Source organism: Egibacteraceae bacterium (genome assembly GCA_040905805.1).
In the GTDB taxonomy this organism is placed as follows: domain Bacteria; phylum Actinomycetota; class Nitriliruptoria; order Euzebyales; family Egibacteraceae; genus DATLGH01.
The window spans coordinates 1-19,230 of the sequence record JBBDQS010000134.1 but is presented as its reverse complement, the minus strand read 5'-3'; the positions used below and the strand labels follow the sequence as shown (position 1 = coordinate 19,230).

17 protein-coding genes are annotated in these 19,230 nt (G+C 70.7%); 6 read left to right on the top strand and 11 right to left on the bottom strand.

Annotation, left to right across the window (positions count from 1 at the left end):
• Positions 1–39 precede the first annotated feature (39 nt).
• Positions 40–315: an ABC transporter permease gene (locus WD250_14630; GenBank protein ID MEX2621448.1), complete on the top strand. Its 276-nt coding sequence runs from the start codon at positions 40–42 to the stop codon at positions 313–315.
• A gap of 1 nt (position 316) precedes the next feature.
• Here WD250_14630 and WD250_14625 read toward each other — a convergent pair whose 3' ends face one another.
• Positions 317–1,129, bottom strand: a complete 813-nt coding sequence (locus WD250_14625) for an META domain-containing protein (GenBank protein ID MEX2621447.1) — start codon at positions 1,127–1,129, stop codon at positions 317–319.
• A 78-nt stretch (positions 1,130–1,207) separates the two neighbouring features.
• Between WD250_14625 and WD250_14620 the strand changes: the two genes are divergently transcribed.
• From WD250_14620 to WD250_14605, 4 genes are all read left to right on the top strand, one after another.
• Positions 1,208–2,362 carry a GAF domain-containing sensor histidine kinase gene (locus WD250_14620; GenBank protein ID MEX2621446.1) on the top strand — a complete coding sequence of 385 codons (1,155 nt, stop codon included), beginning with the start codon at positions 1,208–1,210 and terminating at the stop codon, positions 2,360–2,362.
• Between the two features lie 141 nt (positions 2,363–2,503).
• Positions 2,504–3,712 carry an SPFH domain-containing protein gene (locus tag WD250_14615; protein ID MEX2621445.1) on the top strand — a complete coding sequence of 403 codons (1,209 nt, stop codon included), beginning with the start codon at positions 2,504–2,506 and terminating at the stop codon, positions 3,710–3,712.
• Positions 3,709–4,911: a hypothetical protein gene (locus WD250_14610; GenBank protein ID MEX2621444.1), complete on the top strand. Its 1,203-nt coding sequence runs from the start codon at positions 3,709–3,711 to the stop codon at positions 4,909–4,911. The genes WD250_14615 and WD250_14610 overlap by 4 nt, the downstream gene beginning before the upstream one ends.
• Complete coding sequence (locus WD250_14605; GenBank protein MEX2621443.1) at positions 4,911–5,450, top strand: hypothetical protein; 540 nt, start codon at positions 4,911–4,913, stop codon at positions 5,448–5,450. The genes WD250_14610 and WD250_14605 overlap by 1 nt, the downstream gene beginning before the upstream one ends.
• Positions 5,451–5,507: 57 nt before the next feature.
• Here the strand turns inward: WD250_14605 and WD250_14600 are convergent, their stop codons facing one another.
• From WD250_14600 to WD250_14555, 10 genes are all read right to left on the bottom strand, one after another.
• Positions 5,508–6,347, bottom strand: coding sequence for an ABC transporter permease (locus tag WD250_14600; protein MEX2621442.1), 840 nt, complete (start codon positions 6,345–6,347; stop codon positions 5,508–5,510).
• Position 6,348: 1 nt separating this feature from the next.
• On the bottom strand, positions 6,349–7,326 hold the full coding sequence (locus WD250_14595) for an ABC transporter permease (protein MEX2621441.1): 978 nt from the start codon (positions 7,324–7,326) through the stop codon (positions 6,349–6,351).
• 28 nt (positions 7,327–7,354) lie between these two features.
• Complete coding sequence (locus WD250_14590) at positions 7,355–9,040, bottom strand: ABC transporter substrate-binding protein (GenBank protein ID MEX2621440.1); 1,686 nt, start codon at positions 9,038–9,040, stop codon at positions 7,355–7,357.
• A gap of 97 nt (positions 9,041–9,137) precedes the next feature.
• A complete protein-coding gene (locus WD250_14585) occupies positions 9,138–10,196 on the bottom strand; it encodes a dipeptide ABC transporter ATP-binding protein (GenBank protein ID MEX2621439.1) in 1,059 nt (352 codons plus the stop codon).
• Positions 10,193–11,236 (bottom strand): ABC transporter ATP-binding protein, encoded by a 1,044-nt coding sequence (locus tag WD250_14580; GenBank protein ID MEX2621438.1) that lies wholly within the window; start codon positions 11,234–11,236, stop codon positions 10,193–10,195. Before WD250_14580 ends, WD250_14585 begins: the two co-directional genes overlap by 4 nt.
• Positions 11,233–11,580 carry an NAD(P)-binding domain-containing protein gene (locus WD250_14575; GenBank protein MEX2621437.1) on the bottom strand — a complete coding sequence of 116 codons (348 nt, stop codon included), beginning with the start codon at positions 11,578–11,580 and terminating at the stop codon, positions 11,233–11,235. The genes WD250_14580 and WD250_14575 overlap by 4 nt, the downstream gene beginning before the upstream one ends.
• Before the next feature lie 227 nt (positions 11,581–11,807).
• Positions 11,808–12,191, bottom strand: coding sequence for a response regulator transcription factor (locus WD250_14570; GenBank protein MEX2621436.1), 384 nt, complete (start codon positions 12,189–12,191; stop codon positions 11,808–11,810).
• Positions 12,188–15,865, bottom strand: a complete 3,678-nt coding sequence (locus WD250_14565) for a PAS domain S-box protein (protein ID MEX2621435.1) — start codon at positions 15,863–15,865, stop codon at positions 12,188–12,190. The genes WD250_14570 and WD250_14565 overlap by 4 nt, the downstream gene beginning before the upstream one ends.
• 177 nt (positions 15,866–16,042) lie before the next feature.
• The gene (locus tag WD250_14560) at positions 16,043–16,552 is read right to left on the bottom strand and encodes a response regulator transcription factor (GenBank protein MEX2621434.1); all 510 of its coding nucleotides are present in this window, start codon (positions 16,550–16,552) and stop codon (positions 16,043–16,045) included.
• A 43-nt stretch (positions 16,553–16,595) separates the two neighbouring features.
• Complete coding sequence (locus WD250_14555; GenBank protein ID MEX2621433.1) at positions 16,596–17,255, bottom strand: response regulator transcription factor; 660 nt, start codon at positions 17,253–17,255, stop codon at positions 16,596–16,598.
• Positions 17,256–17,475: 220 nt separating this feature from the next.
• Between WD250_14555 and WD250_14550 the strand changes: the two genes are divergently transcribed.
• Entirely contained in the window at positions 17,476–19,068 is a 1,593-nt protein-coding gene (locus WD250_14550) for a hypothetical protein (GenBank protein MEX2621432.1), read from the top strand.
• The last annotated feature ends 162 nt before the right edge of the window (positions 19,069–19,230 follow it).

Below are 19,230 nucleotides of genomic sequence, written 5' to 3'. Positions count from 1 at the left end.
TGGGACCTTTCCCCGCCACGAGTGGGTTTTCAGCCCTCTATGTCAAGAGGTCTGGAATCGGTGATGTACAGCGCCATGATGGTGCTGTTCCCGCTGACGTTCATGAGCAACGTGCTGGTCGACCCGGCGACGATGCCGTCGTGGCTGCAGGTGGCCGTGCGCCTCAACCCGATCACCCATGTGGCGACCGCGGTCCGCGGCCTGATGCACGGCACGGTGGCGGCGTCGGAGATCGGTGTCGTCCTGGCGATGTCGGCGGGGCTGGTCCTGGTGTTCGGCCCGTTGACCATGCGCCGGTTCCGCAACCTGCGCTGACCTACCCCTGCGCGGAGCCCGACGCCGCCGCGGCGCGGTAGCCCAGCCCGAGCCCGTCGTCGGCGGTCAGCGTGAGCCGCTCGCCCGCCCGGTCCACCGCGACCTCGTGGTCGAGGACGGCCACGACGTGCTCCTGGACATCGGTGAACGGAGCGGGGCAGGCCACGTCGGTCACCGACACCGTCCGCAGATCGAGGCGGTCGCCGGCATCGACGAACTGCCCGTCCAGGGTGTTGCACCCGGTGTCGGCCCGGTAGGTGCCGTCCTCGGCGAGCTCCAGGGTCATCGGGCGTTCGGCCTCCGGGACGGTGGCGGCGGTCTCGCCGTCGAGCAGGGTGTCCAGGACCCAGGAGGTGCCCACGAGGGGTTCGTCGACGGTTTCAGGCAGGCGGGCGAACGTCAGCGCCACGCCGTCGCCGGTGAGGGTGAGGGTGTCGCCCTCGGTGGTGGCGGCGTCGACCCGGGCGAGCGCGGTGAGGTAGGCCTGCTCGGCGTCCATGACCGCAGCCGGGCTGCAGCCCATCTCGGTGGCGAACAGCCCGGTGACGGCCAGGCGCTCGCCGTCGCGCGCGAGGGTGGCGCCGTAGGAGTTGCACGCGGCGGTGCCACCGACCTGCTCGCCGTCGTCCTCCACGGTGAAGGTGATCGGGTGGCCCTCCGCGAGGGGGATCGCCCCGTCGGGTCCGGTCCCCTCCCCGAGCTCCCAGGCTCCGGCAAGGTCGTCGGCGGGCCCGCCGCTCCCGCCACCGGGGTCCCCGCAGCCGGCGAGCAGCAGGGCGGTCAGGGTCAGGGTCGTCCAGGCCAGTCGACGCATGCCCGGTCTGACGTCGCGGCGGGCGAGCGGGTTCCCACCTTGGTGTCCGATGATCGCGGGGACCGTTACGCTGCACGCGTGAGCGCGAGCGACGAGGGTCTGCTGGGGCTGGCCGACGCCGCTGCGGCGTTGGCCGGTGAGCTCGGTCTCGACGCGGTGCTGCGGGCGATCGTCGACGCGGCCAGCACGGCGACCGGTGCGCGCTACGCGGCCTTGGGCGTCGTCGGTGAGGACCACACGATCGCCCGGTTCATCTACACCGGCATCGATGAGGAGACCGCCCGCGAGATCGGCCACCTGCCGCGCGGCAAGGGCCTCCTGGGCCTGCTGATCCGTGATCCGAGAGTCATCCGCACCGAGGACATCGCGGCGCACCCGGCGTCGTACGGTTTCCCGCCGAACCACCCCCCGATGGAGGGCTTCCTCGGCGCCCCGGTGCGCTCACGCGGTCGGGTGTACGGCAACCTGTACCTCACCGAGAAGGCCGGGGGCTTCGGGCAGCGCGACGAGGAGCTCGTGGTGGTGCTGGCCGCGCAGGCCGGCGCCGCGATCGAGAATGCGCAGCTGGCCGAGCAGCTGCAGTCGTTGGCGGTCCAGGACGAGCGCGACCGGATCTCACGCGAGCTGCACGACGGGGTGATCCAGACGCTGTTCTCGATCGGGATGGGTCTGGAGAGTGCACGCAACCTGACGGCGACCGACCCCCAGCGGGTCGACGAGCGGCTCGACCACACCGTGGACGCGCTGGACGGGGTGATCAGGGAGCTGCGCAACTACATCTTCCGGTTGCGTCCCCAGCAGGCGGCGCGGATGGGCCTGGTCCGCGGCTTGACGGAGCTCGCCCGGGAGCACGAGGTCAACGCGCTGGTGCGGCCGGACCTCGACCTCTCCCCCGATGTCGACGCGCACGTGCCGGAGGACCTGCTTCCCGATGTCCTGCAGGTGGTGCGGGAAGCCCTGTCCAACTGCGCCAGGCACGCCGGCGCCGTTCGGGTGACGGTACGCGCGATGGTCGACGAGGGGGAGCTCACCGTTGCGGTCACCGACGACGGGGCCGGGTTCACGCCCGGCACCGCGCAGGTCGGCCGGGGGCTCGACAACATCCGCGAACGCGCCGCCGCCCTCGACGCGCGCCTGGAGCTGCGCAGCGCCCCCGGCGCGGGCACCACCGTGGGCTTGCACGTCCCGTTGGACCGCGCAAGCCCCGAACCGAGGACCCCCGGTTCGCCCTGACCAGCGCGCCGGGGAATGGCCGAAAACCATGGAAGCGGACGCCGGGGGGATGCATACTGTGCCCGGAGGCGGCAGGCGGGTTGCCCTGCCGTCGGCGGTGGGACCACAGGCGGCGGTCGCTATCGGCGGGAGGACAGCGGGATGGGGCTCATCAGCAAGCTGAAGGGCGAGCTGGTCGACATCATCGAGTGGCTCGATGACAACCGGTCGACGCTGGCATGGCGGTTCGCCCGTCACCAGAACGAGATCAAGCACGGCGCCCAGCTGATCGTGCGCGAAGGGCAGCGGGCGGTCTTCGTCTACCGGGGCCAGCTCGCCGACGTCTTCGAGCCCGGGGCCTACGAGCTCACCAGCGAGAACCTGCCGGTCCTCTCGACGCTGCAGGGCTGGAAGCACGGCTTCAACAGCCCCTTCCGCAGCGAGGTGTACTTCCTCAACACCCGGCCGGTGACCGACCTGCGCTGGGGGACCCCCCAGCCGATCACGATCCGCGACCCCGACTTCGGCATGGTCCAGGTGCGGGCCAACGGCCTCTGCGTCGTGCGCATCGAGGACCCCGAGATCTTCCTCCGGGAGGTCATCGGCACCGACAGCTCCGTCGAGACCGAGGAGATCACCGAGCTGCTGCGCCGGGTCATCTCGTTGGCCTTCTCCGACATGATCCTCGAGACGGGCCTGGGGGCGATCGACCTGCAGGGCCGCCAGGTCGAGCTGTCGGGCAAGCTGCGGGAGTTCGTCGCCGAGCGGGTGGACGACGAGTTCGGGCTCGCCATCCCCGACATCATGATGAACATCTCCCTGCCCGACGAGGTCACCCAGGCGATGACGCGCGGGGTGGCACGGGGTGTCGAGGAGGGCGGCTACGTCCGCAACGTCGGTGACGTCGAGCGCCTGCAGCAGGTGCGGGCGGCCGATGCGCTGCTCGCCGCCGCAGGCAACGAAGGCGGCGTGGCCGGGGCGGGGATGCAAGCCGGGCTGGGCGTGGCGCTCGGCGCCCAGATGGCCGGTGCGCTGCAAGGCACCCCCGCGCCGGCGGCGGCCGCACCGGCTGCCGCCCCACCACCGCTACCGGGCCAGGTCCTGTACCACGTCGAGTCCGGCGGCCAGCCGTCCGGGCCGTATTCGGTCGCCCAGCTCCAGGCTGCAGTGGGCTCCGGGCAGCTGACCTCGGCGACCATGGTGTGGGCGGCCGGGATGCCGGCCTGGTCGCCGGCCGGTCAGGTGGCTGACCTCGCCCCGCTGTTCAGCCAACCGCCGCCCGTGCCGCCGCCGATGCCCCCGACGCCCCCGACGCCCCCGCCCTCGCCAGGCTCGTCGGGAGCCGGTGAGGATCAGGGAGCGTCGTCGTGAGCGACGTCGCCGGCTCGCCCCCACCCCTCGACCCCGACGGGGTGCCGCCGCCGCCTTCCAGCCCGCTCGCGTCCGAGCCGGAGGCGACCCACGCGCTGCACCACGGCACCCAGGCGACGCGCACATACCCGTGCACGCGCTGTGGCGGAGAGCTGGTCTTCGACATCGGTGTCCAGCAGCTGACCTGCGGGCACTGCGGTGACGTGCAGGAGCTGCGCCAGGCCCAGGACGCGGCCCTCGGGCCCAAGCACGACTTCCGCCAGGCCGTGGCCGAGCAGGGCCGGCGCGCCGCCGAGGCGGGTCCGCAGCTCAGCGGGGAGAAGGAGGTCGTGTGCCAGAACTGCGGGGGCCACACCACCTTCACCGGCACGCTGACCGCGACCCGCTGTCCGTACTGCGCCACGCCCATCCAGCGCGACGATGTCCATGACGCGCCGAGCCGGCTGCCCGTCGACGGGGTGCTGCCCTTCAGCGTCGACGAGAAGGCCGCGAAGGCGGCCCTGGAGAAGTGGGTGAAGAGCCGCTGGTTCGCTCCCCGGGAGTTCAAGACCTACAGCAGCGCCGGTTCGTTCGCGAGCGTCTACACGGCCTACTTCAGCTACGACGCCGACACCACGACGCGCTACCGGGGAAAGCGCGGCGACGACTACACCGTCACCGTGGGCAGCGGGGACAACAAGCGCACCGAGACACGCACCCGCTGGCGCAACGTCAGCGGACAGGTCGCCGACGACTTCGCGGACCTCACCGTGCTCGCCAACGACGGGTTGGACCGTGGCCACGCCACCGCCCTCGAGCCGTGGCCGGTGGATCGCATCCGCCCCTTCTCCCCGGAGTACGTCGCCGGACACCTGTGCCGGACCTACGACCAGGACGCCGAGGCGTGCTTCGGTGAAGCCGAGCAACGGATGGAGCGGGAGATCGAGTCGACGATCCGCCGCGACATCGGCGGGGACCACCAGCGCATCACCAGCAAGAAGATCGACTACCGCAACCTCGCGTTCGCGCACCTGCTGCTGCCCCTGTGGCTGCTCACCGTCATCTTCGACGGGCGGCCCTTCCAGGTCGTCATCAACGGGGCCACCGGCGAGGTGCACGGCGACCGTCCCTACAGCAAGGTCAAGATCGCCTTCGCGGTGCTGGTCGCCCTCATCGTCGTGGTCGCCGCCTGGCTGATCTACCGCTCGACGGGCGGGTGATGGTGCTCGCCGCGGCGCTGCTGCTCGCTGTGCTGGTCGCGGTCGGGGCGGTGACCGCCGTCGCCGTGGGGGTGAGGAGGGGTCGACGACGCGCCAACGAGGTGGTGCCGGGGACGGCATCGTCCGCCCCCGTCGCCTGGGTGGGCGCGCACTCTGCGGAGGCGCGGCTGCACCGGCGCCTGCGCGACGCGGTCCGAGCCATGCGCACCCAGCCGGCGGTCGCTGGCCCGGCCGAGGAGCTGCGCCGCGACTTGGAGCGTGCCGCCCTGGCCTTGGACGAGCACCTGGTCGCCGTCGCGGCCCTCCCGCCGGCGAGCCGCTCCGCTCCGCTGGCACGCGTCGGCGAGGCAGTCGCCGGACTCGAGGAGGCTGCGGCGCTGTGGGGTGCTCGCGCCGCCGGCGGGGTGGACGACGGCAGCACACTGGTCGAGGGCGTGCGGCTGCGGCTGCGCCTGCTCGACCAGGCACGCGCGGAGCTCGACCGCGCCGAGGGCGATCAGCGGCCGGCCCCACCGCGCGGTGCCGTCTCCGATGGCTGATTGGCCGCGGTGCCAGCAGCATCCCCGCCCAGACCGCACGGGGGCCACCCACGCCGGTCAGTGACGGGTGTCCAGGACGTCGTTGACCGCGTCGCTCATCAGGTTCAGCCCGAGCACCGCAACCAGGATGGCCACGCCGGGGAAGAAGGGCAGCCACCAGGCCACCCGCAGCAGCCGCTGCCCCTGGTTGGCGAGCGAGCCCAGGCTCATCGTGTCGGGATCGGCGAGCCCCAGGAATCCCAGGCTCGCCTCGATCAGGATCACCTGCGCGAAGATCAGGCCGAGCATCACGATCGCCGAGGGCAGTGCGTTCGGCAGGATCTCGCGAACGGCGATGCGCAGGTGGGAGGCGCCGCTGGCGACGGCCGCCTCGACGTAGGCGCGCTCACGCAAGCTCAGCACCTCGGAACGCACCACTCGGGCCAGCCAGGACCACATCATCAGCCCGAGGGTGAGGATCAGCTGCATGTTGCCGGCCCCGTACATGGCGATCACCAGGATCGCCACGAAGAACAGCGGCAGCGTCTGCACCAGCTCGGTCAGCCGCATCAGCACGTCGTCGATCCAGCCGCCCCGGTAGCCCGAGGTCAGCCCCACCGTCACCCCGAGCGCCATGGCGATCGCGCCGCTGGTCACGCCGATGAGCAATGACTGGCGGATACCGAACAGCACGCCGCTGAGCACGTCACGGCCGAACTGGTCGGTACCCATCCAGTGGGCCCGCGAGGGTGGCGCGAGGCTCTCGAAACGAGCCGCGAAGGGGTCCGCGGGTGCCAGCACGTCGGCGAACACCGCGAGGACCAGCACGCCGGCCAGCAGGGCGCCCGCGAAGATCCCGCCGGGCGAGCGCAGGATCCGGCGCAGCAGGCGGTGGCGCGCCACCGTGGCCTGGCCCATGTCAACGCGCCCGGAGCCGGATCCGGGGGTCCAGCCAGCCATACGCGAGGTCGGTGATCAGGTTCGCGAGGATCACGCTCACCGCGACCAGCAGCACGATGCTGAGCAGCACCGGCGTGTTGCCATCGCCCACCGCAGTGACCATCAGGCGGCCTATCCCCGGCCAGCTGAAGACGAACTCGACCACGATGGCGCCCGCCAGCAGATGGCCGACCCGCGCGCCGACGATGGTGATCACCGGCAGCAACGCGAGCCGCAGCCCATGGTGGGTGACCACCCGCAGACGCCGAGCGCCCTTGGCGACCGCGGTGCGCACGTGGTCGCTGCGCAGCTGCTCGATCATCCCGCTGCGGGTCAACCGGGCGATCGCGGCGATCTCCTGCGAGGCCAGCACCAGCGCAGGCAGCGCCAGGTGATGGGCGATGTCGAGCACACCGGCAAGGCCCCCCTCGGACGCCCCCAGACTGGACATGCCGGTCACCGGGAACAGATCCAGGCGTAGCGAGAACACGATCATCGCCATCAGGCCGACCCAGAACACCGGCGCGGCGTAGAACCCGAGGCTGACGGTGGTGATGGCGGTGTCCACCAGCCCGCCCGACCGGATGGCGGCCGCCACGCCGAGAGCGACGCCGACGAAGCTCGAGATCACCAGGCTCGTGCCGGCCAGCAGCAACGTGGCCGGCAGCCGGCCGAGCACGACCTCCAAGGCGGGGCGCCCGTGGATGTAGGACGTGCCCAGGTCACCGCGCAGCACGTTGGCGACGTAGGTGCGCAGGCGCACGTGCAGGGGCTGGTCGAGGCCGAAGCGCTCCCGCATCCGGGCGTAGTACTCGGCGTCGCCTGATTGGCCGGCCAGCGAGGTCACGGGATCGCCGGGTGACAGCTCGACGATCAGGAACGTGATGAGCAGGATCCCGGCGACTGCTGGCAGGAGCTGCGCGAGCCGCCGGAGGACGTAGCGGAGGTCGCCGCTCACCGACGGCGACCCCCGCTGACGTCACAGGTCACTCTTCGTCGCAGAAGGCCGCCTCGGCGTACTGGTTGAACGGTACGAAGCCCTCGCACCGGTCGGTGTGCGCGACGGAGAAGATCGGCTCGGTGATCCAGTAGTAGGGCAGCTCGTCGACGAGGATCTCCTGCATCTCCCGGTAGATCTCGGCGCGCTCGTCGGTCCCGACGGTGCTCAGGCCCTCGTCGAGCAGCTCATCGACGCGTTCGTTCTCGTAGCCGGCGGCGTTGGAGAACGGCGTGTCGCCGATCTGGTCGGAGGCGATCTGGCGGCGCACCCCGACCTCGGGGTCGGGGCCCTGGCAGAACGAGATGATGTTCGTGTCGAAGTCGCGCTCGGTGAAGACCCGCTCGATGAAGGCCGGCGGCTCCAGCGCCTCGACGGTCACGTCGATGCCGACCTCTGCCAACTGCGAGCGCAGCAGCTCGCCGTACTCGCTGAACGTGGGGAACGCCAAAAAGGAGATCTCGAGCGCGGTACCGTCGTCGACACCGTCGACGCCCTGCGCCACGCGCACGTCCTCGCCGTCCTCAAGGACCCAGCCCGCATCCTCGAGGAGCTGCGCCGCCTGGTCGGGGTCGTAGCCCGGCAGGTCCAAGTCGCCGGGGTGGGCCCACGTCATCCCGCTGTGCAGCGGGGCCTCAGGCACCAGCCCGTGGCCGAACAGCACCTGGTCGACGACCGCCTCGCGGTCGATCGCGTAGGCGATGGCGCGGCGCACGTCGACGTCTTGCAGCGTCGGACGGTCGAGGTTGAACGTCATCGTCATCGGGCAGTTCACCGCGCCGGCGCCGCGAAACGTCTCGAGGATCTCGATGTTGGGGTCATCGGCCAGCCGGTCGCGGTCGGCGTTCGGCACGCGGGCGAGATAGTCGATCTCGCCGGCTTCGAGCGCGGCGACCTGGCTCGCGTCCTCGGGGATGATGCGCATGAGCACCTCATCGAGATACGGAAGGTCCTCTTCGAAGTAGTCCGGGTTGCGCTCGAGGATGATCTCGGAGTCCGGCTCGTAGGACACGAACCGGAACGGCCCGGTGCCGACCGGCTCCTCGGTGCTTCCCGGATGCTCCTCGATGCTGTCCGCCCCTTCGAAGACGTGCTGGGGCACGATCGCGGCCTCGCCGACGTCGAGCTGCTGGAGCAGGGGCGCGTAGGGTTCGTCGAAGTGGAACTCCACGGTGTGGTCGTCGGGGGTCTCGATGCGGTCCAGCGCCCCGCCCACCGACGCAGCAGTGCGGGAGTGCAGGTCGAGCAGCACCTCCTCGAACGAGAACCGCACGTCCTCGGAGGTGAACGGCTCGCCGTCGTGCCAGACGACGTCGTCGCGCAGATGGAAGCGGTACAGCGCTCCGTCCTCCTCGACGTCCCACTCCTCGGCCAGCTCGGGTACCGGCTCCAGGTTCTCGTCGAGGTCGACCAGGCCGTTGAACATCAGGTGGGTGGCGAAGTGCACCGCCCCCGAGGTCGTCGCCGCCGGGTTGAGCAGTCCGGGGTCGCTCGACAACGCCACCCGCAGCGTCCCACCGTGCCGGGGTTCGTCGTCCTCGTCGTCCTCCTGGGTGGTGTCGACCTCCTCGTCGACTTGCTCGTCGGACCCCTCGTCGTCCGTGTCGCACGCCGTCAGCGCGAAACCCATTGCGCCGACGAGCAGCAGTGCTGCGAAGCGCTGTAGCTGAACCATGTGCGATCCCCCATGTCGAAAGCCTGGCGTTCACAACCCAGTAACGGGCTGGAAGCCCGAGTTAACCAAGGGTGCAGTCCACTGACAAGTTGCGTCCTCACCCGAGGATGGGTCGGACGTCGGCGTAGTGGCACGCGCTGGGATGGCCGTGGCCGAAGCGGTCCGTCAGGGCCGGGTCCTCGGCTGCGCACGTGTCGTCGGCTTTGAAGCAGCGGGTGCGGAAGTTGCAGCCCGACGGGGGGTCTGCGGGGCTCGGCGGGTCGCCACGCAAGACGATGCGCTCGCGCGTGCCGCGCCGGGAGGGGTCGGTGATCGGCACGGCAGACAGCAGCGCCTGGGTGTAGGGATGGGTCGGCTCGGTGTAGATCTGGGCGCGGGTGCCGGTCTCCACGATGCGTCCCAGGTACATGACCGCGACGCGGTCGCAGACGTGGCGCACGACGGACAGGTCGTGGGCGATGAACAGGAAGGCCACGCCGAGGTCGGCCTGCAGCTGCTGGAGCAGGTTGATGACCTGGGCCTGGATGGACATGTCCAGCGCGCTGACCGGCTCGTCGAGGACGAGCACCTGCGGGTTGAGGGCCAGGGCACGGGCGATGCCGATGCGTTGTCGCTGACCGCCGGAGAACTCGTGGGGGAAGCGGTTGCCGTGCTCGGGGTTGAGACCGACGAGCTCAAGCAGCTCGGCGACCCGGGCGCGGCCCTGCGCGCCCCGGTGTCGGCCGTGGACGCGCAGCGGCTCGGCGACGATGCTGCGCACGGTCATGCGCGGGTTCAGCGACGCGTAGGGGTCCTGGAAGACGATCTGGATCTCGCGGCGGACCGCGTGCATCCGCCGGCGGCTGTACGCGGTGATCTCGTGGCCCTTGAACCACACCTGCCCGCTGGTCGGATCGAGCAAGCGCATGATGGTGCGCCCGGTGGTGGACTTGCCGCAGCCCGACTCGCCGACCAGGCCCAGAGTCTCACCGGCGGCCAGGCTGAAGCTCACCCCGTCCACGGCCCTGATCACGCCGGCCTGTCGGTGCAGCAGGCCCTTGGAGACGGGGAAGTGCTTGACGAGCCGTTCGACGCGCAGGACCTCCTCACCCTTCGCGGCGCGCTCGTGCAGCGCGCCGGGCGTCTGCCCGTCGTGGGCAGTTGCCGGGGTCGTCACGACCCGTCGCCGGTGAGGCTGGCGCCGATCTCGGCTTCCACCGCGCCGATCTCGGCGGCGACCTCGTCGTGGAAGTGGCACGCGGAGCGGTGGTCGCCGCCGGTGTCATGCAGCGGCGGCTCCTCCTCCCGGCAGCGATCACGCCCCCGGTAGACCCGGCAGCGGGGATGAAAGGAGCACCCCGACGGCAGCTCGATGAGGCTCGGGGGCTGACCCGGGATGGGGCAGAGACGCTCGAGGTCGGTCTCCAGGCGGGGAAGGCTCGCCATCAGACCCAGGGTGTAGGGATGGCGTGGCTGGTGGAAGATCGCGTGGACATCGGCCACCTCGACGACCTTGCCGGCATACATGACGGCGACACGGTCAGCCATCTCCGCGATGATGCCCAGGTCGTGGGTGATCAGGATCGTCGCCGCGTTCGTCTCCCGCTGCGCGACCGCCAGCACGTCCAGGACCTGCGCCTGGATCGTGACATCCAGCGCCGTGGTGGGCTCGTCGGCGATGAGCACCTTCGGCTCGTTGGCGATCGCCATGGCGATCATCGCCCGCTGGCGCATCCCACCGGAGAACTCATGGGGGTAGGCGCTCGCACGCCGGGCGGCATCGGGCACACCCACCATCCCCAGCAGCTCCACCGAGCGCGCCCACGCGGCCTTCCCGGACGCACCCCGGCTGTGGACCCGAACAGCCTCGGCGATCTGCACCCCCACCCGTAGGACCGGGTTCAGCGACGTCGTCGGATCCTGGAACACCATGGCGATGTCCTTGCCCCTGATCTGCCGCAGTTCCCGGTCGCGCAGCCCGAGCAGGTCCCGACCCTCGTAGACCGCCTGGCCTCCGACGATACGCCCCGGTGGCTGCGGGACCAGGCCCAGGATCGACAAGACGCTCACCGACTTGCCCGACCCCGACTCGCCGACCACGCCCAGCGTCTCACCCGGGTACACGTCGAAGCTGACACCGCTCACCGCGTGCACGACGCCCTCGTCGGTGACGAACTCGGTGCGCAAGCCCCGCACGGACAGGACTGGTTCGGTCATGACTTCCCCCGGCCGATGAGCGTTGCCGCCTGCGTGCCGAGGCTGGTGCACGTCGACCGGGGGCCGCTCATGACGGCCGCGTGGCGTAGCCGCTGACCGACGCCAGCCCCGGGTCTGCCTCCAGCCCTGCGGTCCAACAGCCAGGTGAAGTGGCCCGCACCGACCGGGCCGACATGGGCGAACCCGCCCTCGGTGACCAGCCCGTGAAACACCGGGCGCAGGTGGCTGATGTCGGTCTCGCTGCCCCCCGCCATGATGCAGTAGCCCTCGTCGAGGCCCCACACCCCACCCGACACGCCCGCGTCGACGAACCCGACGTCGCGCTCGCCGGGACCATCACCCACACGACCCGGCGTGGCTGCCCGTCCAGGGCGGCCACCGCCTCCGGCAACGACGCGACGTCGGCCTTGCCCGGGTCGCGGTCATAGCCCACGACCTCGTGGCCGAAGCCGCGCAGCCGCTGGGCCATGTTCGCGCCCATCTTGCCGAGTCCGACCATCGCGATCTTCATGCGCCCCTCACTGTGCCGGCTGGTTCTCCTGAGCATCGCGTCCGCTGTCCAACCTGCAGGCTATGCGGGGTCTGAGCCGCGGAACGCCTTGTGGACCGCAGCGACGATTTCCGCCGGTGGTGAGCCCTTGGTCACGTAGTCGACCGCGCCGGCGCCGAGCATCTCCTGGACGGTTGACCGGTCCCGGTGGGCGGAGAAGGCCACGATCCGCGTCTGGGGGCGACTCCGGCAGATCTCCCTGGTGGCCTTGAGTCCCCCACCGCCGGGCATCTTGACGTCCATGAGCACCACGTCGGGCACCAACATCGCGCATCGGGCGATCGCCTCGGGGGCGTTGCTGGCGGTCCCGACCACGTCGATGCCGGGATCAGCAGCGAGCAGGTCGACGAGCGCGGCGCGCACGAGGGGCTGGTCGTCGGCGACGACCACGCGGATCGGTGTCACGACGCGACCGGGGAGGCGGGTGGGCACGGCAGCCACGCGGACACCACGGTGCCCTCGCCCGGGACGCTGTGGATGTCCACGGTGCCGTCGGCCGCGCCTGCGCGCCCGCGCATGGTGGCCGTGCCGACATGGTGCGGGCCGATCTCGGCGAGCCCGGCGGTGTCGAAGCCTAGCCCGTCGTCGCGGACCTGCAGGCGCACGCCGCCATCGACGTCGTCGAGGGTGACCGTGAGCAACGACGCCTGGGCGTGCTTGCGCACGTTGACGATCGCCTCCACCGCGATGCGGTACAGCACGACCAGGGTCTCGCCTGGGAGCTCACGGGTGCAGTGGTCCACCACCTCCCACCGGGGCAGGCCGTCGGTGGCGGTGGCCTCCAGGTACAACGACAGGGTCGCGGGCAGCCCGTCACGGTCGAGCTCGGGGGGCCGCAGCTCGAACATGAGCGTGCGCAGCCGGTCGATGGAGTGGCGGACGGTCTCCTCGAGCCGCCCCAACAGGTCAAGCGCCTCGGGCTCGGTCACGTGCAGCTTGAGCACTTCCAGGCGCATCCCGACTGCGGTCATCACCTGGATCGAGTCGTCGTGGATGTCCTCGCCGATACGCCCGCGCTCCGCCTCCTGCGCGGCCACGATGCGGCTCAGGCCCTCACGGCGCTCCTCCTCGGCTCGGCGCAGCTCGGTGATGTCGCGGCTGACGCTGATCACCGCACACACGGCGCCCAGCTGATCGAACTCGGGGATCAGCAACGACTGCAGGCGGGTGAGACCCCCCACGCCGGGGTACGCGCCCTCGACGGTGGCCGGCTCGCCAGTGGCGAACACCCGGTCGTAGGCGTCCTCCCAGACCGCGATGGAGAGCGCGGGCATCCCCAGCTCACGGTTGGTCCTGCCGATCATCTCGGACGGCGATATCCCGAGGACCGCCTCCATGGAAGGGTTGACGTAGCGGCATCGATGGTCGTCGCCGTAGCGGGCGACGATGTCGGGCATCTGCTCGGTCAGCGTGCGGAACTCCCGCTCGCTGCGCGTCAGGGCGGATTGCGCGGTCGTCCGCTCGATGGCGGCACCGAGGAGGTGGGCAAGGGTCTGCAGGAACCGCACCTGAGCATCCGGGTACTCCTGCGGGCGGGCGCTGAAGGCGCCCAGCGTCCCGTAGGGGCCGCCTCTGCCCCCGATCACGACGCTCATGCCGCTGACCATGCCCTGTGCGGCGAGCAACGGCGCCGCAGGGGTGGTGGCGTCCGCGAGGTCGGCCACGACCACGGGTGCGTGCGTGGCGATCGCTGCCGACGCCAGCGACCCGGCGTCGGCGGGCAGGCGCATCGTCCCGACGACCCCCGGGGGCCAGCCGATCCCGCTGGACACCACCAGCTCGCCGGTGTCCGGGCGCAGCTCGGTCACGCCCACGGCGTCCACCGGCAACGTCTCCTTGACCACCGTGGCGGCGAGGTCGAACAAGTCAGCCATCTCCTCGCAGGTCAGTGCCGCTTCCCCGAAGCGGGCCAGAGCGGCATGCTCACGTGCGCGCTGCTGCAGCGCCTGGTCCGCGATCGTTCGCTCGGTCACGTCGCGGGCGATGCCTTCGACCGCGACGAGGATGCCCTCCTCGTCCTCGACCGGCACGACGTGGTAGTCCAGCCACCGCACCGATCCGTCGCGTGCGACGACCTGGACGGCTCCGCTGTTGTCCTTGCCCGCGGAGTCCTGCGCGCTGTCCCGGTCCATTGCTGCGTCGGCATCGACGAGGATCTGGCGTACGAGGTGGGGATCGTCCAGGAACTCCCCGACGGTGTAGCCCGTCAGCGCTTCCACGGACGGGCTGATGTACTCCATGCCCTCGCCGTCGCCGAGCCGGTAGCGGAAGACCACATCGGGGACGTTGTCGACCAGTCGGCGGAACCGCGCCTCGCTGTCCACCAGCGCCGCGGCGGACTCGTGTCGTTGCAACCACAGGGCGAGCGTGGCCGCCACCGACTGGATCAGGTCGTGCTCCTCAGGCAGGAACGCCGCACCGTCGCACGGGTAGCCGACTCGAACCCGTCCCCGCTCAGCGCCGTCGACCACGATCGCAGCGGCCAGCTGCTCGCCGGCACCTGGCTGCTCCCCGGTGCCGTACGTCCGCCCGTCGAGGTCCACGGTGGCCACCACCACATCGGGATGCTGGACCGCCAGGGCGAGTGCCGCAGCAGCGGCCGCGCACACGTCCGCGGCGTCGTCCACCTCCTGCACGACGTGACGCACCGCAGCCAGGCAGGTCAGCTCCTTGACGCGCTCGTCGAGCGCGCGTGCCAGCTCCTCCTGCTCGGTGACGTCCTGGCAGGTGCCCACCAGCCGCTGGGGTGCACCCGTCGCGCCGCGCACCAGCTCGCTCTGGTGGCGTACGTGGCGAATCGTGCCGTCGGGCCGCACGATGCGGTGGGTCACCGTGGACGAGCCGGTGGTGAGGGACTCCTCCACCGAGGCGCGCAGCAGGTCGTGGTCCTCGAGGGGGAGGAAGTCGTAGTACGCCTCGCTCGTCTGGCGCCACTGATCGGGTGCGATGCCGTGGATGGCGTAGATCTCCGCGGCGAGCCAATCGAGCCGGTGGCTGGCGACATCCCACTGCCAGTGCCCGACGTGGGAGATCCGTTGCGCCTCGCGCAGCAACGACTCGCTGGCATCCAGGGCGCGGCGGCTCGCCTGGGTCTCGGTGACGTCGCGGGCGTTGACCACCACACCGGCGACCGCCGGGTCATCCAGGAAGTTGGTCACGATCGCCTCGAGCGTTCGCCACCCCCCCTCGGCGCTTTCGAGACGCAACACCCACGGGTGCGCGGTCCCAGGCTGGCGCGACCACTGGGCGAACTCCTTCGCCGTGCGGTCGCGGTCGTCGGGATGCACATGCGCGAACAGGTCCCGGCCGGCCTCCTCGGCCGGTGAGCATCCCAGGACATCCTCCGCCACAGGGTTGGCGTACAGCAGGGTGCCGCCGGCGTCGAGCACGACGATCAGGTCGCTGGTGCCGTGCACGAGGGTGCGAAACCAGGCTTCGCTCTCGGCCTGGCGGCGGCCGGCTTGCTGCAGCTGGCGTGCGTGGCGGGACACGATGACAGTCATGAGGAAAAATGTTGCCAGGACCGCAGCGACAAGCGCCGCGGACAGTCCGGCCAGCTCCGCACGCCGTGCCTGGACCAGTTCGGCGACGGCGTCGGCCACACGGTCGGCCGCGGCCAAGGTCTCGTTGGAGAGCGCGTCGTAGTCACCGTGAAGGTCCGACTCGACACCGTGGGGGGCGGGGTCGGCGATCAGGCGGTCGGTGAGCTCCTGGAGGGCCACCAGCCGGTCGCACAACGCCGCGACCGACGGTTGGGCGTCGTCGTGAAGGGGCTCGACTCGCTGCCCGGCCACCCGACCGCCGACACGCAGGGTCGTGCACGCCCCCAGCGCGCCGGCGAGGTGCTGGCCGGTGCCGCCCGGCAGCCTCTGGTCGTCGCCCGCCAGATGCTCCTTCAGCCACAGGTGCGACTCCATGGTGTCGTCGTTGATGCTGCGCACGAGCCCGTCAACGACCGCACGACGATCCATCAGCTGCCCCGCGTGGTAACCCGACCCCACGACCAGGCCCACGATGACCACCGCGCCGACGAAGACCGCGACGAGGGGACGGTTGGCCAGAAGCCGAGATAGCGACACGACGCTCCAGGATTACGACGAAGGTTTACGACGAGGCACGGGCGCCTCGGGAATGATCACGGCGCGCCGCTCGGACCTGCACCAGATGGCACGACCACCGGGCAAACAGGACGATCATGGACCTCGCATGCCGGCATCGTCAATGGGTCCGGCCGCTACTGTGGGCTCACGCTGCCTCTACCCAGAAGGCTGGCGACGGTGCCGCGATGACCGGCGAGGGGTCGCCGCGGGGGCCGCGACGCGCCCCGACAGGGCGTACACGAGCTCGGCGCTGATGACCTGCTGTCCCGCAGCGGTGCGGCGGACGCCGTCCACCAGCACGGGCATGGGCGCGCTCTTGCTCAGGAACCCGTTCGCGCCGGCGTCGAGGGCGGCGCGCAGGTCGTCGAGCCCGTCGGACGCGCTCAGGACCAGGACCTTGGTGCGCGCCGCGCGATCGCGCAGTGCTCTGGCCACCTCCAGGCCGTCTTCGCCGTGCAGGCGCAGGTCGAGGAGCACCACGTCGGGGTCATGCGCTTCGATCACCTTGCCGGCTTGCACCACCGACGCTCCCTGCCCGACGACGGCGACGTCAGGGAGCCCGTCGAGCATCATGCAGAGGGCCGAGCGGATCGCATGGTGGTCGTCCACGACGACCACGGTGGTCGATTTGCGGGCATGGGCGGTCGCGGTCTCAGAGGTTGGCATGCCTGAAGGCTTCGACCCAACCCGGGAGAAACTGTAGCCGCGCCTAGCGGACCAGCCCATGGCGCATCGCGGTCACGACGGCCTGGACCCGGTCGTTGGCTTTGAGCTTGGCGTAGATCCGCGAGAGGTGGCTCTTGACCGTCTCATCGCCCAGACCCAGCACCTCGGCGATCTCCCGTGTCGACCGGCCGGCCGCCAGCTGCTCGAGGACCTCCTGCTCCCGCTTTGACAGCGGTGTGAGACCCGGGTCGCCGGTGGGCCCCGCCCGGTCGAGGAACGGGCGGGTGACATCGGGATGCAAGAAGCCCTTCCCGCCAGCGACCGCGCGCACCGCCTGGACGAGCTCCTCCCGGCGGACGTTCTTGGGCAGGTATCCCACGACGCCTGCGGCGACCGCGCGGCTGACGGTGGCCTGGTCGGTGGACATGGTCAGCGCCATCATCCGCGTGGGGCCACCGCGCTGGTGGATGTGCTGCACCGCGGTCAACCCGTCCATGCCGACCAGCTTCACGTCGACCAGTGCCACGTCGGGACGGTGGTGCTCCACCGACTCCACCAACGCCTCCCCCGAGGCGACCATGTCGACGATCTCCATGTCCCCCTCGAGGGACAGCATCGTGGACAAGCCTTCAGCGACCAAGCCGTGGTCCTCGGCGATGACGATGCGGATGATCCCGGGTCGGGCGGCTTCACGTTCATCCATAGGTGCCTGAGTCTAGTCGTAAGGCGCGGACAACCAGGAAAAAGCCTACGTATCGTGGCTAGCTTGAGGTGTGTCCCGCACTGCCCCCCGGCTGGGGGAAGGCACCCTCCCCCGGATGAGCCATTTTTCTCATTCATGCGGTTTATACCTACAGGCACACCCGGGGTGCGACCGATGCAGAAGGCACCCCCCGAGCTATCGACTCCAAGGTTCTGTATTCATGAGTGCCGATGTCGTAGACGACAGATCGCAGACTCGACCGCTCGCCACGGCCGCTGCCGAGCGGGGCTCGATCCCCCTGGGCCTGCTCGTCATCATCGTCATCTCCGGCCTCGTCAGCGTGATGCTGGCGACGACGGTGTCGGCGCAGCGCCAGGCCCGCCACGACAGTGACTTCACCACCGTGCTGTACGCCGCCGACGCGGCCGTCGAGCAGGCGCAGTTCCGGCTGCGCGCGTCGACGTCGGCGGAGGCGCGCATGCCGGTGGAGGGCAGCACCCTCACCGGCGTGCAGGAGTCCTGCCCGCTGCTCGGGGTGTCGTGGTGCATCGCCGGCGGGTCCGCCGAGACGGGCCGCTACCAGTGGTACGCCCAGCGCCTGGGCCACACGCGCAGCTGGGAGGTCACGGCGGTCGGCGAGCGCAACGGCGTGCAGCGGCGGCTGCGCGTGATCGTGGAGGAGGGCCGGCGCTTCTTCGCCGCCGCCTTCGCCGACAGCATCGCCAACTTCGGCAACAACAACGTGGCCGACAGCTACGACAGCGGACGGGGAGACCGTCCGGAGCGCTGGCCCGGACCCGGCCGAGCCGGGTGGGTCGGCTCCAACGGCCCGGTGGAGACGGGCGGCAGCTCCTCGGTCCTGGACGGATTGCAGATGTTCAACCTCGCTGCCGCGGGCACCAGCGATCCCGCCAGCCAGTGCAGCGGCCAGGGCCGCATCGGCCTGGACACGGAACAGAGCGTTTGCTCCACCTGGGCTCAGACCAACCCGGTGGGATCGGTCGAGGGGCCCTACCTGCAGGGATCCGCGCAACCACGGACGATCGCCCCCGGCCCGCCGGAGCTGCGCACGGCCTTGAACGCGTGTGGGTCTGGGCCCTACCCGGCGCTGGTCATCGACAGCGCCGGCGTGCACGTCACGGCGGGGACCACGCCCGTGACCGTGCGCACCGTTGCGGCCCTGCAACCGTTTCGGATGGAGCCGGCAACGCTGCCGACCGGGCAGCCCAATCCGTTCGTCGGGGTCGGCCTGGGCGCGGCCCCGGAAGAGGCGAACTACTACTGCTTCCGGTCGGTGCGGATCTCGGTGGATACCACGATCGTGGCGCCACAGACCGCCACCCACTTGACGGGGACCGATATCCCCACCACGACGGAGGAATGGACGCCGCGTGCTGACATGGCCAACCCCGACGACGCCGTCACCCTCTACGTCACGGGCAACGTCGAGATCGAGACCACGCGCCGCCTCAACTGCGTAGCCTGCAACCGGCCCTTCCCGACCGACCCGGGGGCCTTTCCCCCGCCCCGGTCCGGTGCGCTGCAGGTCTTCCTCCAGCGGCGTCTGGACAGCGACCCACCGGCGGCCTTCCACGTGGGCAATGACGCGCGCTTCGGCGGGGCTATCCACGCCCCGGGTGCGAACTGCGGTGGGTCCGGTTCCCTGTCCACGGCGGGGACCGCCGCGGACATCTACGGGGCAATGGTGTGCGACTCCATCGACGGCGTCGGCCAATGGCACTTCCACTACGACGAGTCCCTGGAGTTCATCGGCAACACCGACTTCGGGACGCAGCAGTGGGAGGAGCGATGACGAGGGGGCGGCCCGTCAGCCCTGTCCGGTCGGATCCCCCGATCGGGTCGGCAACCCGAGTTTCTTGGTGCTGAGGGTCACGTTCTACGCCGAGGAGCCGATCCCTTCCGACGCAAGCAGCCCGGGCAACGCCGAGCGCATCGCCCTGGACCTGCACAACCG

Coding starts and splice junctions, on each gene's coding strand:
- WD250_14630 (MEX2621448.1), top strand. CDS start 40: ATGTCAAGAGGTCTGGAATCGGTGATGTACAGCGCCATGATGGTGCTG.
- WD250_14625 (MEX2621447.1), bottom strand. CDS start 1,129: ATGCGTCGACTGGCCTGGACGACCCTGACCCTGACCGCCCTGCTGCTC.
- WD250_14615 (MEX2621445.1), top strand. CDS start 2,504: ATGGGGCTCATCAGCAAGCTGAAGGGCGAGCTGGTCGACATCATCGAG.
- WD250_14605 (MEX2621443.1), top strand. CDS start 4,911: ATGGTGCTCGCCGCGGCGCTGCTGCTCGCTGTGCTGGTCGCGGTCGGG.
- WD250_14600 (MEX2621442.1), bottom strand. CDS start 6,347: ATGGGCCAGGCCACGGTGGCGCGCCACCGCCTGCTGCGCCGGATCCTG.
- WD250_14590 (MEX2621440.1), bottom strand. CDS start 9,040: ATGGTTCAGCTACAGCGCTTCGCAGCACTGCTGCTCGTCGGCGCAATG.
- WD250_14580 (MEX2621438.1), bottom strand. CDS start 11,236: ATGACCGAACCAGTCCTGTCCGTGCGGGGCTTGCGCACCGAGTTCGTC.
- WD250_14560 (MEX2621434.1), bottom strand. CDS start 16,552: ATGCCAACCTCTGAGACCGCGACCGCCCATGCCCGCAAATCGACCACC.
- WD250_14555 (MEX2621433.1), bottom strand. CDS start 17,255: ATGGATGAACGTGAAGCCGCCCGACCCGGGATCATCCGCATCGTCATC.
- WD250_14550 (MEX2621432.1), top strand. CDS start 17,476: ATGAGTGCCGATGTCGTAGACGACAGATCGCAGACTCGACCGCTCGCC.